Annotated in this window: 22 protein-coding genes; 12 read left to right on the forward strand and 10 right to left on the reverse strand. The window is 63.6% G+C overall.

The annotated features are described in order from the left end of the window. Positions 1–11: 11 nt before the first annotated feature. Positions 12–830 (reverse strand): Crp/Fnr family transcriptional regulator, encoded by an 819-nt coding sequence (locus tag F6X53_RS20670; RefSeq protein WP_151002120.1) that lies wholly within the window; start codon positions 828–830, stop codon positions 12–14. A 135-nt stretch (positions 831–965) separates the two neighbouring features. Continuing rightward, positions 966–1,838, reverse strand: coding sequence for a glycoside hydrolase family 25 protein (locus F6X53_RS20675; protein ID WP_238297599.1), 873 nt, complete (start codon positions 1,836–1,838; stop codon positions 966–968). A 201-nt stretch (positions 1,839–2,039) separates the two neighbouring features. Between F6X53_RS20675 and F6X53_RS20680 the strand changes: the two genes are divergently transcribed. After that, complete coding sequence (locus F6X53_RS20680; RefSeq protein ID WP_151002122.1) at positions 2,040–2,483, forward strand: DUF488 domain-containing protein; 444 nt, start codon at positions 2,040–2,042, stop codon at positions 2,481–2,483. Between the two features lie 11 nt (positions 2,484–2,494). Here the strand turns inward: F6X53_RS20680 and F6X53_RS20685 are convergent, their stop codons facing one another. The 4 genes from F6X53_RS20685 to F6X53_RS20700 form a co-directional block, all read right to left on the reverse strand. Then, positions 2,495–2,953 (reverse strand): DUF6894 family protein, encoded by a 459-nt coding sequence (locus F6X53_RS20685; protein WP_151002124.1) that lies wholly within the window; start codon positions 2,951–2,953, stop codon positions 2,495–2,497. Positions 2,954–2,988: 35 nt separating this feature from the next. Continuing rightward, complete coding sequence (locus F6X53_RS20690; RefSeq protein ID WP_151002125.1) at positions 2,989–3,198, reverse strand: hypothetical protein; 210 nt, start codon at positions 3,196–3,198, stop codon at positions 2,989–2,991. A 160-nt stretch (positions 3,199–3,358) separates the two neighbouring features. Further along, positions 3,359–3,574: a hypothetical protein gene (locus F6X53_RS20695; RefSeq protein WP_151002127.1), complete on the reverse strand. Its 216-nt coding sequence runs from the start codon at positions 3,572–3,574 to the stop codon at positions 3,359–3,361. A gap of 94 nt (positions 3,575–3,668) precedes the next feature. Continuing rightward, a complete protein-coding gene (locus tag F6X53_RS20700; protein WP_151002129.1) occupies positions 3,669–4,133 on the reverse strand; it encodes a hypothetical protein in 465 nt (154 codons plus the stop codon). Between the two features lie 272 nt (positions 4,134–4,405). Between F6X53_RS20700 and F6X53_RS20705 the strand changes: the two genes are divergently transcribed. The 4 genes from F6X53_RS20705 to F6X53_RS20720 all read left to right on the forward strand — a co-directional run bounded on the left by F6X53_RS20705 (position 4,406) and on the right by F6X53_RS20720 (position 5,868). Continuing rightward, the gene (locus F6X53_RS20705; RefSeq protein WP_151002131.1) at positions 4,406–4,621 is read left to right on the forward strand and encodes a hypothetical protein; all 216 of its coding nucleotides are present in this window, start codon (positions 4,406–4,408) and stop codon (positions 4,619–4,621) included. Positions 4,622–4,723: 102 nt separating this feature from the next. Then, on the forward strand, positions 4,724–4,936 hold the full coding sequence (locus F6X53_RS20710; protein ID WP_151002133.1) for a dodecin: 213 nt from the start codon (positions 4,724–4,726) through the stop codon (positions 4,934–4,936). A 226-nt stretch (positions 4,937–5,162) separates the two neighbouring features. Continuing rightward, positions 5,163–5,423 (forward strand): hypothetical protein, encoded by a 261-nt coding sequence (locus F6X53_RS20715; RefSeq protein ID WP_151002135.1) that lies wholly within the window; start codon positions 5,163–5,165, stop codon positions 5,421–5,423. Positions 5,424–5,634: 211 nt separating this feature from the next. Then, positions 5,635–5,868: a hypothetical protein gene (locus F6X53_RS20720; protein WP_151002137.1), complete on the forward strand. Its 234-nt coding sequence runs from the start codon at positions 5,635–5,637 to the stop codon at positions 5,866–5,868. Between the two features lie 379 nt (positions 5,869–6,247). On the opposite strand, the gene F6X53_RS32925 is transcribed toward F6X53_RS20720, so the two are convergent. Continuing rightward, positions 6,248–6,406 carry a hypothetical protein gene (locus F6X53_RS32925; protein ID WP_210386398.1) on the reverse strand — a complete coding sequence of 53 codons (159 nt, stop codon included), beginning with the start codon at positions 6,404–6,406 and terminating at the stop codon, positions 6,248–6,250. A 300-nt stretch (positions 6,407–6,706) separates the two neighbouring features. On the opposite strand from F6X53_RS32925, the gene F6X53_RS20725 reads away from it, so the two are divergent. From F6X53_RS20725 to F6X53_RS20740, 4 genes are all read left to right on the forward strand, one after another. Beyond that, positions 6,707–7,336 carry a chemotaxis protein CheB gene (locus F6X53_RS20725; RefSeq protein ID WP_151002139.1) on the forward strand — a complete coding sequence of 210 codons (630 nt, stop codon included), beginning with the start codon at positions 6,707–6,709 and terminating at the stop codon, positions 7,334–7,336. A 342-nt stretch (positions 7,337–7,678) separates the two neighbouring features. Then, the gene (locus F6X53_RS20730) at positions 7,679–8,140 is read left to right on the forward strand and encodes a GNAT family N-acetyltransferase (RefSeq protein WP_151002141.1); all 462 of its coding nucleotides are present in this window, start codon (positions 7,679–7,681) and stop codon (positions 8,138–8,140) included. 100 nt (positions 8,141–8,240) lie between these two features. Continuing rightward, on the forward strand, positions 8,241–8,420 hold the full coding sequence (locus F6X53_RS20735; RefSeq protein WP_151002143.1) for a CsbD family protein: 180 nt from the start codon (positions 8,241–8,243) through the stop codon (positions 8,418–8,420). A gap of 71 nt (positions 8,421–8,491) precedes the next feature. Beyond that, positions 8,492–8,782, forward strand: a complete 291-nt coding sequence (locus F6X53_RS20740) for a helix-turn-helix transcriptional regulator (protein ID WP_151002172.1) — start codon at positions 8,492–8,494, stop codon at positions 8,780–8,782. A 530-nt stretch (positions 8,783–9,312) separates the two neighbouring features. Here F6X53_RS20740 and F6X53_RS33865 read toward each other — a convergent pair. After that, entirely contained in the window at positions 9,313–9,597 is a 285-nt protein-coding gene (locus tag F6X53_RS33865) for a hypothetical protein (protein ID WP_151002147.1), read from the reverse strand. A gap of 632 nt (positions 9,598–10,229) precedes the next feature. Here F6X53_RS33865 and F6X53_RS34040 point away from each other — a divergent pair. Then, positions 10,230–10,490 (forward strand): DUF6894 family protein, encoded by a 261-nt coding sequence (locus tag F6X53_RS34040; protein ID WP_373876035.1) that lies wholly within the window; start codon positions 10,230–10,232, stop codon positions 10,488–10,490. Positions 10,491–10,676: 186 nt separating this feature from the next. Then, positions 10,677–10,934, forward strand: coding sequence for a hypothetical protein (locus tag F6X53_RS20755; protein ID WP_151002149.1), 258 nt, complete (start codon positions 10,677–10,679; stop codon positions 10,932–10,934). A gap of 231 nt (positions 10,935–11,165) precedes the next feature. Here the strand turns inward: F6X53_RS20755 and F6X53_RS34045 are convergent, their stop codons facing one another. Together F6X53_RS34045 and F6X53_RS20760 are read right to left on the reverse strand one after the other, a co-directional pair. Beyond that, complete coding sequence (locus F6X53_RS34045; protein WP_425324697.1) at positions 11,166–11,480, reverse strand: DUF6894 family protein; 315 nt, start codon at positions 11,478–11,480, stop codon at positions 11,166–11,168. A 104-nt stretch (positions 11,481–11,584) separates the two neighbouring features. After that, positions 11,585–11,818, reverse strand: coding sequence for a hypothetical protein (locus F6X53_RS20760; RefSeq protein ID WP_151002151.1), 234 nt, complete (start codon positions 11,816–11,818; stop codon positions 11,585–11,587). A 1,279-nt stretch (positions 11,819–13,097) separates the two neighbouring features. On the opposite strand from F6X53_RS20760, the gene F6X53_RS20765 reads away from it, so the two are divergent. After that, positions 13,098–13,382, forward strand: a complete 285-nt coding sequence (locus tag F6X53_RS20765) for a hypothetical protein (RefSeq protein ID WP_151002153.1) — start codon at positions 13,098–13,100, stop codon at positions 13,380–13,382. Positions 13,383–13,393: the final 11 nt, after the last annotated feature.

Raw genomic sequence — 13,393 nt, forward strand, 5'->3', positions numbered from 1 at the left:
CCGGGCGGGAATCATCGGTTCGCGCGCTCGATCACCGCTGCCGGGTCGAGGCTGCGCGCCGCGCGGGCGGGCTCCGGCGGACGAACCCGGAGGAGCTGGCCATCCGGGCCGTAGACTGCGCCCAGCACCGTCTCGAAATGCCGCTTGACGTTGCCGTGGCACTCGCAGGCGACGCGCTCCATCTCGGCGCGGTTGCGGATGGTGATCCGCCCGCGCCCGACCTCGACCAGCCCCTGCTCCTGCAGGATGCGGAGGATGCGCGTGAGATAGGTGCGCTGCACGCCGAGCATCGCGGCGAACAACTCGTGCGTGACCGGCAGGGTGTCCGTGCCGAGCCGATCCTGCAGGGTCAGGAGCCAGCGCATGCAGCGCTCCTCGATCGGGTGCAGGGCGTTGCAGGCCACCGATTGCAGCACCTGCGCCAGGAGGCAGTCGGAGTAGCGGGTGAACAGGTTGCGCAGGGAGGCCGAGCGGCGCTTGGCCTCCTGAAGCCGCACCGCGTCCAACTGGACCACCGGGCCGCCGATCTGCACCATCGCGTGGGTGGAGGCGGGCAGGCAGCCGTTGCTGACGACGCCGCCGACGGCGCCCTCCCGCCCGATGGTGGCGGTCTCGGCGCTGCGGCCGTCCTGCATGGCGATCACCAGGGTGGCGACGGTCCGATCGCAGGGGAAGGAGATGAACGACACCTCGCTCCCGGCCGAGAACAGGGTGTCGCCCTTCTGGTATTCGCGGCGCTCCAGGTGAGGGGCCAGCAGGGCACGATCGTCGTCGTGCAGCGCCCTCAGGAGGAGATTGCCTTCAAAGTAGGATTCCGGGGCCGTGGACATGCGATCGCTGAGTACCGATGGGGTCTCAACGCTCCTAACGCAGTGCTCCGGTCGCAGTCTGTATACTTGTAGACAGATCGCGAAACAATTTTTCGCTTCCACCGACCGAACGAGGCGAATCCTGCCGCCGCGCCGCTACTTTTCCGTACAGAGCCCCTGACCGGCCAGGCGCCGATGATCGCGCGGATCGCAATCGGTGGACAGGAACGAGGCCCATTCGGAGGGGGAGCCGTAGAAGGCGTTGCGGTCCACGTCGCCGCGCACGCCCGGCACCCGCCCCGTCGAGGTGAACTGCCAGAGCATCCACCGGCGGTTGACGAAGCGCTGCTCGGGCTCGGCCGCGGTGGAGCGGACCCAGTGCGGGTAATCGGGCAGCTCGTCCTCGAGCACGTCCTTGTGGAAGGTGATGTCGGTGTAGATGATCGGGCGCTTGCCGGTGTAGCGCTCCATCTCGGTGAGCATGTACCGGATCATGCCGAGCGCCTGCGCCTTCGGCAGGCGCTTCGGGCAGGTCTGCGAGTGGCCATTCCACTCCACGTCGAGGACCGGCGGGAGGGCGCTCGGGTCGTTCGGGACGTTGCGCTTGAACCAGGCCATCTGGTCCTCGGCCGAGCGGCACCAGAACACGAAATGGTAGGCGCCGCGCGGGACGCCGGCGCGTCCGGCCCCGTCCCAGTTCTCGCGGAAGCGCTCGTCGACATGGTCGCCGCCCTCGGTCGCCTTGATGAAGGCGAACTGGGTTCCGGCGCTCCGGACCGAGGCCCAATCGATCGGCCCCTGCCATTTCGAGATGTCGATGCCCTGAATCGGGTGGTTCTTGGCCCGCGCCACACCCGGATGAGGCTTCGTGTCACCCTTGGTCGGGTAGAAATCGTTGTTCGAGGCGCAGGCCGCGAGGCTCGCCAGCAGGGCGGCAGACACCGCCCGCTTCGCCCAGCCGCGACCGCGGCGCAGGCCGGCCGGAACCGGAGCGGCCGACTTCAGGGAGAACCCGTTCCACAGCGACATCGATGCCAGGCCCGCCGTCTTGTGCGCCAAATACTTGGGTAATCGATGGCCCTGGCGCGGTTAACAGACCTTTGCGGTCAATGCGGCGGAATTCCGGAAGCCGTTGCGCCGGCGCGACATGGGGCGCGCGAACCCCCACTCCCGCTGCCGGCGCCGCGTGCTTAAGTTGCGGTCGTTCCTTGATTTTCGAAAGGCGGCGCGGTGCACAAGACTGTGTTTACCATCGGGTACGAAGGCCTCGACCAGGAGCGGCTGGTGGCGGCCCTGCGGGATGCGGGCGTGGGGCTCCTGGCCGATGTCCGCGCGGTGGCGAACTCGCGCAAGCGCGGCTTCTCGAAGGGCGCCCTGAAGGCCGGCCTCGAGGGGGCGGGCCTCGCCTACGCGCATGCCCGCAGCCTGGGCACGCCCAAGGCCGGGCGCGCGGCGGCCCGCGCCCACGATGCCGATTTGATGCGCCGGATCTATTGCGAGGAGGTGCTCGACACCGCCGATGGCGGGCTCGCCCTCGACGCCCTGGCGGAGATGGCCGCCGCCGCGCCGACCTGCCTCCTCTGCTTCGAGCGCGACCCGGAGCGCTGCCACCGGCGCGTCCTGGCCGAGCGGCTGGACGCGCGCGGCTTCACCACCGTGGACCTGTTCGGCTGAGCCGCCCCGCGTCAGCGGCCCGGGACGGCGAAGGGCGGCCGGCCGAAGGCCTCGCGCAGGCGCAGGACGCCCTCCGCCCAGCAGGCCTGCCATGGCCGACGACGCCCAGCGAGGCGAAGGCGAAGGCCGGAGAGCGGTGTCCGCAAAGCCGCGAGCCGGGTGCGGGCCGCGATGGCGGGCGTCGGACGACCCCGGGCCTCCGGGGCGCCCACGGTCCGGACCGGGACGGCGGGCGCGACCGGGACGTAGATCGCCTCGAAGAAGGACAGCGCGAAGACCGTGTCGCCGGCCTCGTCCGTCACCACGATCGCCGCATTGAGGAGCCGCGGCTCGCCGCCATGCTGGGCCACCAGGGCGCGGATGATCGTGCGCGCCACCGCGCGCGCCGCCTCCGGTCCCTCGACGCATTGCCCGGTGCGCTCGGGCAGGTAGGCGTCGTCCAGGCGGATGTTGAAGAAGAAGCGGGCCATGGCGGGCTCTCCCGGTTCATCCGAGCACGGCCCCATCAGGCCGCCTCGGCTCCATCGACCGGCTCGGCCCGGATGGCGGCCTTCGGACAGAACGCGTCCGCCAGGAGGTTCAGGCGCTGCGCCATGTCCCGCACCTCGTTGAGGGCGATGGATTTCTGGCCTTCCTTCACCGCCCGCGTGATGTCGCTGATCTGCGTCGTGGCGATGCGCTTCAGCTCCACGGCGAGCTGATCCTTGGTCATCATGAGCGGGTCCCGAGCTGGTCTTGAGCCCGGACCATGACCCGGCGCCCGTTACCAGCCGGTTTCGGCGCGGTGCGCGCCGGGGTGGCGCCGGCCATCGGCTGCCGGGCCGGCCTCCCTGCACGGGGCCCGAAAAGGCGCCGTGACCGGGCCGCGCCAGGGATCAGGCGCGCGCCGAGATGGCCTCGGGCGCGTGGCGCAGGCTGTCGCGCCGAAGCTTGTGCTCGCACAGATCCGCCAGGGGATTCTGGCGGTCGACATGGCCCGCGGAACGTCCGGTCTGGCGCTCGCTCTCGCTGAGATAGGTGTCGAGGGGCTTCAGGATGTCGGTCATCAGGATGCGGGCGCCGAGGGCGTCGGTGACTTCATCGAGCAGCATGGGATCGCTCCTCCGGGAGAGCGTCGGCCGCACCGAGCCTCTCCTGGAGGGATTACCGCGCGGAAGGGCCCGGGTTCCCCCGTGCCTGTTGGGTTCAGCCAAACAGCAGCATCGCGCCCGGCAGCCCGACAATTCCCCCGACGGCGCCCGCCGCGAGCCAGGTCTCGAGACGCCGCGAGGCCATGGCCCGCAGGCGCTTGGCCGCGAGTCCGGCTCGGACATGGCGGCCGTTGATGCAGGAGCAGAGGAGGCGGTGCGCCTGTCCCTCGCGCAGGCCGAAGAAGCTGCGGGCATCGCCGTAGGTGTCGCCGGACAAGCCGCTGGCGCGGAGCAGCGGGTCCGCGAAGGCGAACGAGACGGCCGAGCCCTCGACGCGCAGGGACCGGCGCTGCGCCCGCGGCAGGAGGTCGACCTCCGGGAGGGTCGGGAAGGTGCGGCCCGGCTCCTGCTCCAGGAGTGCGGCCCAGTGCTCCAGCCGGGCGCGCCGGGTGGTGAGGAGCGTCGGTTGCGGCGTGACATCGGCCACGCCCTGCAACTGCTCGACAGATTTGTGTTCCATGATGAACCTCTGGCTGAGCCGAACCGAGCGCATGGGATGATGCCTCGGGCACGCAGCCTCGATCCGACCGCTGGCCCCTGCCTTCACTTTGTTTAAGCCCTGCCGCAGAAGCCGGGCGCCGCCGACGAACCGGATTGCCCGATCGCAACCGTCCGGATCGCGACCGTCCGGATCGGAAGCGAAGCTCGGGCGTTGTCTCGTCTCGGGCTCCGGTCCCGCGCAGCGCCTGCGCGCGAGCCCCCGCGCCCGCGATCTGGCCAGGAGTGCCCGCGATGTTCGATCTCACCAGCCTGATGGACGAGCTGAAGCGGAACGACGCGGCCATGGCCGCCATGACGGTGCTGGAAGCGGCCCTCGGCCGGCGCACGCCCGAGGAGCAGGGCGCGTTCTGGCACGCGGTCGGCCTCTACTACGTCTCGCGCAAGCACCCGGGTGATGCTGGCAATTCCACCGCCGGGGAGAGAGCGATCACCGCCGCGGGGGTGTAGGCACCCCGGTTCCGGAGATTTTAGCGGTTTTGCAACGATCCCTTCCGCGCCCGCGCGGGGCACCATCCCCTCCCGCACCAGGCATCAACCGAGGAGACCGGCATGTCCGAGCATATCTACAAGGTGATCGAACTCGTCGGGTCGTCGCCGACCTCGATCGAGGATGCCGTCCAGGCCGCGGTCGCACGCGCCGGCCAGACGGTACGCAACCTGCGCTGGTTCGAGATTCTGGAGACGCGGGGCCAGATCGCGGAGGGCAAGGTCCAGCATTACCAGGTCACCCTGAAGGTCGGCTTCACCATGGACGAGGCCTGAGCGCGGGCACGGCCACGCCGCCGGCAGCGTCGCGGAGGAACCCTCGCGGGGAGCCGCCCCCGGGGCCGAGCCGGCGGGCGCGGCCAAGGTTGCGGCGCGCGCCATCTGCGGCGGGATGAGGCTCGGTCCCGGCACGGCGCTTCCCCGCTCCCGCGGCAATGGGTGCGGGAGCCTCGGGGCGTCATGCGGCGTTGCGTCCGTCTGAACCGATAGGATTTCGACGCCCATGGCCGCTAACACCCAAGGTCTCTCCGACAAGGCTCTCTCGATCTTCGCCTTCGCGGCCTATCACCGTCTCCTCAGCGGCGAGCGGGTCTCCTCGGTGATCCGCCGGGACGGACACGGCCATGAGGCGGACCCGGCGGGGGTGGCCGAACTCGAGACGCGCGGCCTCGCCAGCGCGAGCGAGACCGAGATCAGCCTCGGGACGGAGGCGCAGGACTTCGTCGACGCCGTGGCCGACGCGATCCGCGCCGCCTCGGCCTGAACGAACCGGTTCTTCGCGCATCGATGCCGGCGGGAGGGCGGATGCCCCCGGGACCGAGCCCGCTCGCGCCGGAAGCAACCCGGACGACCACGGGCATTCGGTTGAAATCCGACGGCAGAATAAAATTTCTGATTGAATTCGATTCGTCGATGCGAGCACAATCGCGCCGCGCGGACGCCTGAAAACAAGATTTTCTCCCGGAGGAACCCTGATGCGCCGTGCGATCCTGATTCTCGGCTTGTCCTTGACGCTGTGCCTCCCCGCATCGGCAAGGCCGAAAGTTGCTTCGGGATCTCCACCAGCCGACCAGACCGATTCCATCCTGGTTCAGCGCCGCAACATGGAACAGCGGTCGCAGGATGCCGAGAAAGCCCAGCAGGCGCGCAATCAAATCTTCGACGCGAAGGTCAAACGCGCGACGGGCTCGATCTGCTCGGGCTGCTGATCTTGGCGGATAGCTAATCTTGGCGGAATGCTGATTTTGCCCGGTCTCGCCGCCACGCAGCGCCCCTTCGATCGACGCGCCGTTCCGGGGAGCATGGCCGGGCTGCCATCGCGGCACGGCGCCGGGGAGACCACCGTCTCGCGTCCGCTGTCATGGATGTCGAAGGACCGGTCGGCCTGAGGGCAACGATCCGGTGATCAGAGGGAAACACCAACTCAGTTGAGTTGGTGCGGCCAAGAGGACTCGAACCTCCACGGAACGAGCCATCCCCTTGTTTAACAATGGCTTACGGTCCGCCAATAGCCTCATTGTGTGAGACCTCGGTGTGACCGTCAAGCCGACATCAGCGGCAGCGTGGCTGACGCCCAATGATACCGGTTCAGCGGCTGTGACGCGTGAGGCCCGCAAGGCTTGATGCAGCGATCACACAGCCGAGCCCAAGCAGGCAGAAGAATCCCAGGAACTGCGCCGGTCGCCCTCGTGCGAGAAGCGCTGCTGAAGCCGCAAGAGCCAGAAGTAGGCAGGTGAGAATGCTCATGCGGCGCCCTCCTCAGTGTGCGAGAGGGGCAATCCTAAAGCTTAGCCATAAGGGCGAAACTGCAAAGGTTAAGATCTCTTAAGGGTGTGACATAGGGAAGCTATCCCTGCCAACCTCAGTCGTTCCTTTGAGCACCATCCCGCGCACCTCAGCGCTTCCCCAGCATGCTCTTGTTCACCAACCGGCTAGTGGTGAAAATCTGACACTTGGTACCCGACGAACAGAGGCGCTTTGCGAACGCAGCGCGAGCACAGGGCAATCGGCGCTGTCACTTCGGCGCTGAATGCGCCATGTTGATCTATGTTAGTTTGCGATCCAGAGGACTACGCGTCCATCGACTTCTTCGTCGCCATCGGCGCGTCAGGCCCGCGGGGTCTCAACGACATTGAGCGTCTGCTAGCCCGCTTGCCTCCCGACTTGCGTGCTGTCGTGCTGATCGTCCTGCACCGGCCCTGGGATCGAGTCAGCTACTTGCGAGAAGTGCTGAACCGGCATTCCGCCATCCCCATCCATATCGCAGAGGATGGCGAGCGGCTGCGTAATGGATACGGCTACATCGGGGAGCCCGGCGCCCATCTTGCGTTGGCTGCCAACAGCCTCGGCGACCTGATAGCCGATCCGCGCAACCTTCACCGAAACCGCACCGTCGATGCCCTGTTCCGATCCGTGGCCGCGCACGCCCGTGGCCGCTTTATTGGCGTCGTTCTTTCCGGTGCTCTCGATGATGGTTCTCGTGGGCTGGCTGCCATTCACGAAGCGGGCGGTGTGACAATGGTTCTGACGCCACACGACCCGCCTGGACGCGGCATGCCTGAGAACGCCATTGGCTACGATGGCCCCATCGACTTCATCGGAACGCCGGAAGCGATTGCAGCCAACATCGTGGAACGCGTGCAGGCGCGGGAGCCCGCACGGCGAACGACCGAATGACCCTGCTACACGGTACCAAGCGTCTGATTCTAACCACTAGGCTGCCTTGCCTCGATCCTGATCTCCCTGATGCTGTCCGTGGTGCTGATCGGCTTGTTTCGAGGTTTCTGATCCCTGCCATCGTGGTTCATGCCTCGGATAGCGTGGCGAAGGCCTACAGGATGGTGACCCTGGCGACCATGAGGGATGCCTTGGAGCGCGTCCGCTACGTCTTCTGTGGCTAAGGCTCGTCTGTTGTGGGTGGTGATTACGAAACTCCTACGGTGGAAGAAATGGCTGAGGAGTTGAGGCGGTTCTCTCGGTTCGCACTTGAAGACTGACCGTCAAGGATGTCGGCAACAGATGCACATTCGTTCTTACAATCACGAGATTGACGAGGCTGAGGCGCTCCTGATCTTTGACCGGATTTTTCACATCTCTCACTCGTTCTTGGAAAAGACTGAGCAAACCGAGGCTCGTCAGCATCTAGAACTTCTTCTGAGGCACTCGGGTGCCTTGCTGGCAGAGATCGAGGGCAAGGTGATCGGCTTCATCACCGTGGATGACGAGGGCTACATTGCGGCGTTGTACGTGGATGGGCCACACGCCGGCCGAGGGGTAGGATCTGCCCTCCTACAGGCTGTACAGGACCGACACGACAGGCTGGGTCTTCACGTCTTCGCGGAGAACATTTCAGCCGTGCAATTCTATCAGGCTCAGGGCTTCACAGTGGTCGGTGAGGATAGACAAATTGACAGCTTGGGACGTCGGCACGACCGCTTGGAAATGGAGCGGCATTCCTATCAAAGTATGATCGCGAGCTAAGCCGTGTCCCTGCCACGCCGACCACCGGAACGGTTTGAGCCAACTCCTCGTTCGCTTGTAGGTGCCACGCAAAGGCGCTGATAACGATGAGGCAAACGTCATGGCTGTAGATAAGGACCGCGTTGAAGGCTCGGCCACGAACTTGGGCGGCAAGGTCAAGGAAGGTGCTGGCAAGCTGACAGGTGACGAGAAGCTCAAGAATGAGGGCGTTGCCGACCAGGTGAAGGGCAAAGTTCAGAACGTCGTGGGAAGCGTGAAGGACGCTCTCAAAGGCAAGTGAGGTCTGAGCCAGGGCGGACGTTTGTACATGGGCATCCGCTCCGGCAGACGGGAGTTGCGGCCGTGAAGTGTGTGACTGACGCGCAGATTCGGGCAGCCAGAGGTTTGCTCGCTTGGACCATTAGCGACTTGGCGGAGCGCTCCGGCGTTCAGCAAGGAACCATTACAGCTCTGGAGACCGGACAAACGCTTGGTGATCCAAAGGTGTGTGATGTCATCGCCCGGACCTTCGAGGGGGCTGGGGTAATCCTCCTCGATAACTGCTGTACGGCCGAAGGTGGTCCGGGTGTTCGGCTTCGTCGGCATGGGCCCTGCGATGAGGGACTTCATCCAAACCAGCTATCCACCGAGAACGATCAGTAACGCCTTAGCTCCGAGGCCGCCTAACTAGTTCTCCGAGACGGGCTGGGCATCCGAGAGCGCGGGCACGTAGGCGCACCAGTTGCAGTAGCCCTTGTCGGCTGTCCGTTGTTCGTTGCGCTGAGAGCAAAGAGGACAGACCTTCAGCGAGAACCGCCGGCCATTCATCACCGCGAGCCCCCGTCCACGAAACGTAATATCACCTTGAAGCAAACTGTCGGCTGTCGTGGTGCTTGGCATTGAGTCCCCTTGATGAGACTCCCTTAGCGCAAGTTAGGGTTTTAACGGCTTGTTCGTTTCGCGTGACAGGTCTGCTTTCTGCCGCCAGTGCGTTGCGCGACGTATCTTTGCGGTGGCACTGATCGTCCCAAAAGCCTTTGACTAACCCGAGGGGCCACGCATCTAAGATGCCTCCCGTAGAGCGCAGTGGCAGGTTTCTCTATGCCCGCCCTGGGGTTACCCCTTCGGCCGAACCTGAGGGCGGCTCTTGCTGCCCCTCAAGTCCGACCTTTTTTGCGCTCTCTGTTACCGCCTCAGTGCGCCCCAGAGCTACTGCCCTTGCCCTTTGCTCCCGGCGAGGAGCCTGAACCGGCATCATTCGGGCCGGTGCTGTTTGACGTACCCGAACGGCTCATCCCGCCCGTTGAGGGACCGCTTCCGGCCGCCCCCGGTGACGAGCCTGCTCCAGCGTCATTCGGACCGGTGCTGTTCATGGTGCCAGAGCGACTTGTGCCAGAAGTCCCAGAGCCCCCTTCCGCAGCCATGGCGGCCGTTCCAAGAAGCAGCGTGCTGGCGATTGCGACTGTGACGGCCTTCATGAGGCTCTCCTAAAGTTTCCACCCTACGGGTAGGATCAACCCAAGCAGTCAACAGCCGTTCCGCTGAGCCTGAGGCTGACGACGATAGCCTCGGGGGCTGCGACGCTTAGCCCGGTTTGCGGACGGTCCAGGAGAAGTGGAAGTCCGACGGATTGTTTGCCTTCGCTTTGGGAACATTCCTGCTCACCTCGACGCTTCCCACCATGCTCTTCTTCTCGAACCGGTTCGGTTGTCTCGGCTTGCTCCTGATCTCCCTATTGCTAACGGTCGTGCTAATCGCTGTCTCCCGATGGTTCTGATCACACGCAAACCTTCCTGGCTAAGCGTAGCCGAGACGGCACATTGGGGCGCTCTCGCGTGTCGATCGTCACACCGCGTGAGACTATGGCGACATGGAAGGCAACTTCAGGATCTTTGCCTAATAGCCTGAGAAGGCAAGCATTTTCAGGGAGGAACGAAGTATTCTAAGGGGCAGCTTCGATACTTGCTGCTTCTACGCCGTACCCTAGCGTACCAACAGGAACATTGATTTAAGGTAAGCCATTCCGCATAACATGGATTGAGTATACGATTCGCTGAGCGCCGCAGCTCAACATCATTGCAGCACGAGCCGAGACTGAAAGGTCATCCGCATGGCCCGCTACTTCTTTGACATTCATGACGCCCAATTCTCTGTGCGTGACGACCATGGTGTAGACTGTGCGGATCGCGATGCCGTTTCGTCTGAGGCGCTACGGGCTCTGTGTGAGATCGCAGCCGATCACCATAACCGTTATGTAAGCGGAAAGCTCCGTACCACCGTGCGTGATGCCAAGGATCGAACTGTCCTTTCCGCGTCCATAAGCTTGACTGCGGCCTGGCACGTCGAGGGAGAGCGATCAGAGGCAGCATAGGTGAGGAGTGATTCAGCGGGGCAGTGACACGCTTGTCGGTTGAGGCCCACGGGACCTCTCTGAACCCGGCAATGGTCCAGAGCTTAGCCTTGTTCTCTGCCGTCCTGGTACGGATACAAGGCCTTGGGAACGGTCTTTATACTGAATGCATTACAATGCTGAGCCACAAGATCGAGGCTTGGCGGTATGCCGCGCTACCAGTTCAGCATTAAATTCGGCCATCAGAGTCCAAGCCACTTAAAGACAGTTGAGCTTCGGGACGAAAGCAGAGCATTGGCTGCGGGCAAGCGGGTGGCCGATGTCGTTGCCGTTCGTCTCCAAGGTAATAAGCAGCTCGCCAACGCCACCTTGATAGTTTCGGATGCGGGCGGGTTGGTTGTCTGCGAATTTCCCTTCTCAGGGGACCTTGCGTCAGCCTTGAAATCGCTCGGTATGCTCGACTAACTTGGGCGCTTAGAACACAAGCACCGTCTTCAAGCAGCTTCTCTGGCCATTGTTCAGTGTTCCAAGGATCTGCAGCGGCACGGTATCACGGTATTGACTTCCTTCACCGGGTAGCGGCCTTGCTCCTCGGACCGTCAGAGCCATGGGGATCGATGGCAAACGAACGTTCCTGCACGACGCTGGCGTATCTCGGAGTGGCGGTGCAGATGCCTTCGCGCTCTCAGCGACGCTTTACGGTGCTGAGGCCGAGCCTGAGGGGAGTGGAAAGATCGGCGCAGCAGAAGAAAGCTGCTCTCCTGCCCACCGCACGCTGGCCCCCGTGCGGGGCTTCTTGGTCGCGGTAAGTACGACATGACCAGCATTGTCACGAGCAGTCACGGTTGACGCGGATTGCTGCCCAGGTTCGGCGCCAGCTGCTGCCCTGAGTAGCTCAAGGGCGTGATGCAAAACACCTTCACTCCCGTCGCACTCCGTCCCCTCATCATCCCATTCAGTGAGGCAGTCTCTGTGTAAGTCGAAAAAGTATCGTGACATGAGCTCGACCATACTGGTGAGGCAAGCGGGGGTGGCCAACGCTGGCTTCTGAACGAGCGCCTACGCCGTGAGATACCAAAAGGTTAACCTGGATTAAGGTTCCGCCTTGCGGCGTGCTAGTTCGCTCCGGCGCCTGGGTCGAGATGCTCAATGAAGCGCATACCGTCCCAGAGTTCGATGGGGCGGCCGTCCAGCAGCTTGCGAGCGAGGTCCAGGGCCGCGTCGTCGTCATGTGCCGGGAGATGCTCAATTCGTAGCACCGTCTCGTCAGCATCGAGAATGAAAGCACGGTAGCGACTCGGCCTGATGCCCTCGCGCAGGATCGTGCCGTGGTCGATGGGCTCTGACATCTTCTCCGCCCTCTGTAGCTCCGCCCTCAGTGATGCAGAGCGGTACCTGAACGGAAGCTGAGATCGGCTTGGCCAAACCGCCTCACCCTTAGTATGTTCCTACTCCGTTCTGGGATGAACGGGAAGCTCTATGACGTGCTATGCATCGTCGATTGGAAGGGTGACGCTCAATCCACTCCGATCACTGGCAAGCCACGAAGCCGCTCAAACCTTAGGCAGCATCAGCGATGTCCGCAGGATCAACCTGAGTGTGTCCCAGACGGTTTGCGGGAGCGGATTAGAGCGACTCAAGCACCATGACAGCGGCCCCCCCTGCCACCGAGCATGGCGGCACTTGACGCGGGCTTAGAGCTGCCTCCGCGCTGACCTCGCCCAGCTTCAAGCAAGCTCCAACAGGGAGTTGCAAGCAGGCAATTTGCAACAGTGGGATGAATTCCACGGGTGTATAGGTCATCTCGGATCGCCCCAAACTAATGGCACGGCTGGCCTCTGAGTACTAGCTGAAATTGCATCGAACTATCCGAGCACTCCGCTCCAAGATCACTTCTCTTCTCGAGAGAGGCGACTTAACGCTCCCCTACGGCTCAACCGAGCGGCACTTGTCGGCTAAGAGAGTGATCACGGTTTAGGGCCTAGGGGCCCCTCAAGAAGCTTTTCGGAGGTTCAATGGCGGGCGAAGGGTTCAGGTTTTTTGGCTGGATGAGTTCACTGCAGCGCACCTTGAGGCGCTCGTTTACGGGGAGATGGAGCGCCTAAAGATCCAGCTTCATGAGCACCGGGACAATGCTCACCGGATCGCATGGGCTCGCGTCAAGCTGCACATATCGGGGCTTCACAGTATATGGCGTGAAATATCTGTCCAGCGAATGCTACTCGGCGCGATTCCTGCTGACGTGATGGCGGAACTCAACTCCAACATCACGCGGGTCGCGCGGGAGATGCCTCGCTCGAAGGCGAACGCTGAAGCCCTGCGAGCCGAGAGAGCGGCGCGACAGGCGAATCGAGCGGCAGCTCTGAGGGCGCTGAACGCTGCTAAGGCAAGGCTGAGACGCCTCTGACCACGGCTTTAGCGGCTGAGGTGACGTAACGCTCACCAGAGGTCGGCATGGACCGTTCGCTGCCTGAACTACCCGACAGGGCTGGCATTCGTTCTTGGCCTCGTGCCGCAATACAAGGATGAGCATCCGCGATGGGTGACCACCTCACTCCAATTACATCGCACACTTGCCTGACAAGGGCGCAACCAAGGGCCAGACGGCTCGCATCGAAAGGCACAGCTATGAGCAACGAACGGAAGCCGGAACTGGGATTTGGTATGGGTAAGGTGATGGCCCTCGCAGTTCCAGTCGAAGCTACGGCAGACCACACGCCGCATCAGCTTGACGCCTTTACCATCGAACTGGACGACGACGCAGATATGGCGACCATCTACCTCTCAGAAGTGGACATGGCGTCAGGGCGTCTCCTAGTCATTCGAGAATCGATGAAATTCTCGTTGACGATGCTAGCTGGAGTTGCCCCCATCAAACCGGACACGGGGCTGGTTGGATCTGAGCACGAATGAACTCGCGAGGC

This window comes from Methylobacterium soli (assembly GCF_008806385.1).
Taxonomy (GTDB): Bacteria; Pseudomonadota; Alphaproteobacteria; order Rhizobiales; family Beijerinckiaceae; genus Methylobacterium; species Methylobacterium soli.

Excerpts from the sequence above, each read along its gene's own strand:
- F6X53_RS20735 (WP_151002143.1), top strand. The coding sequence starts at position 8,241 with ATGGCTGTAGATAAGGACCGCGTTGAAGGCTCGGCCACGAACTTGGGC.
- F6X53_RS34045 (WP_425324697.1), bottom strand. The coding sequence starts at position 11,480 with ATGGTCGAGCTCATGTCACGATACTTTTTCGACTTACACAGAGACTGC.
- F6X53_RS20695 (WP_151002127.1), bottom strand. The coding sequence starts at position 3,574 with ATGCTGCTCGATGAAGTCACCGACGCCCTCGGCGCCCGCATCCTGATG.
- F6X53_RS20755 (WP_151002149.1), top strand. The coding sequence starts at position 10,677 with ATGCCGCGCTACCAGTTCAGCATTAAATTCGGCCATCAGAGTCCAAGC.
- F6X53_RS20675 (WP_238297599.1), bottom strand. The coding sequence starts at position 1,838 with ATGTCGCTGTGGAACGGGTTCTCCCTGAAGTCGGCCGCTCCGGTTCCG.
- F6X53_RS20760 (WP_151002151.1), bottom strand. The coding sequence starts at position 11,818 with ATGTCAGAGCCCATCGACCACGGCACGATCCTGCGCGAGGGCATCAGG.
- F6X53_RS20725 (WP_151002139.1), top strand. The coding sequence starts at position 6,707 with ATGTTAGTTTGCGATCCAGAGGACTACGCGTCCATCGACTTCTTCGTC.
- F6X53_RS20685 (WP_151002124.1), bottom strand. The coding sequence starts at position 2,953 with ATGGCCCGCTTCTTCTTCAACATCCGCCTGGACGACGCCTACCTGCCC.
- F6X53_RS34040 (WP_373876035.1), top strand. The coding sequence starts at position 10,230 with ATGGCCCGCTACTTCTTTGACATTCATGACGCCCAATTCTCTGTGCGT.
- F6X53_RS33865 (WP_151002147.1), bottom strand. The coding sequence starts at position 9,597 with ATGAAGGCCGTCACAGTCGCAATCGCCAGCACGCTGCTTCTTGGAACG.
- F6X53_RS20670 (WP_151002120.1), bottom strand. The coding sequence starts at position 830 with ATGTCCACGGCCCCGGAATCCTACTTTGAAGGCAATCTCCTCCTGAGG.
- F6X53_RS20700 (WP_151002129.1), bottom strand. The coding sequence starts at position 4,133 with ATGGAACACAAATCTGTCGAGCAGTTGCAGGGCGTGGCCGATGTCACG.
- F6X53_RS20710 (WP_151002133.1), top strand. The coding sequence starts at position 4,724 with ATGTCCGAGCATATCTACAAGGTGATCGAACTCGTCGGGTCGTCGCCG.
- F6X53_RS20730 (WP_151002141.1), top strand. The coding sequence starts at position 7,679 with ATGCACATTCGTTCTTACAATCACGAGATTGACGAGGCTGAGGCGCTC.
- F6X53_RS20705 (WP_151002131.1), top strand. The coding sequence starts at position 4,406 with ATGTTCGATCTCACCAGCCTGATGGACGAGCTGAAGCGGAACGACGCG.
- F6X53_RS32925 (WP_210386398.1), bottom strand. The coding sequence starts at position 6,406 with ATGAGCATTCTCACCTGCCTACTTCTGGCTCTTGCGGCTTCAGCAGCG.
- F6X53_RS20715 (WP_151002135.1), top strand. The coding sequence starts at position 5,163 with ATGGCCGCTAACACCCAAGGTCTCTCCGACAAGGCTCTCTCGATCTTC.
- F6X53_RS20690 (WP_151002125.1), bottom strand. The coding sequence starts at position 3,198 with ATGATGACCAAGGATCAGCTCGCCGTGGAGCTGAAGCGCATCGCCACG.
- F6X53_RS20765 (WP_151002153.1), top strand. The coding sequence starts at position 13,098 with ATGAGCAACGAACGGAAGCCGGAACTGGGATTTGGTATGGGTAAGGTG.
- F6X53_RS20720 (WP_151002137.1), top strand. The coding sequence starts at position 5,635 with ATGCGCCGTGCGATCCTGATTCTCGGCTTGTCCTTGACGCTGTGCCTC.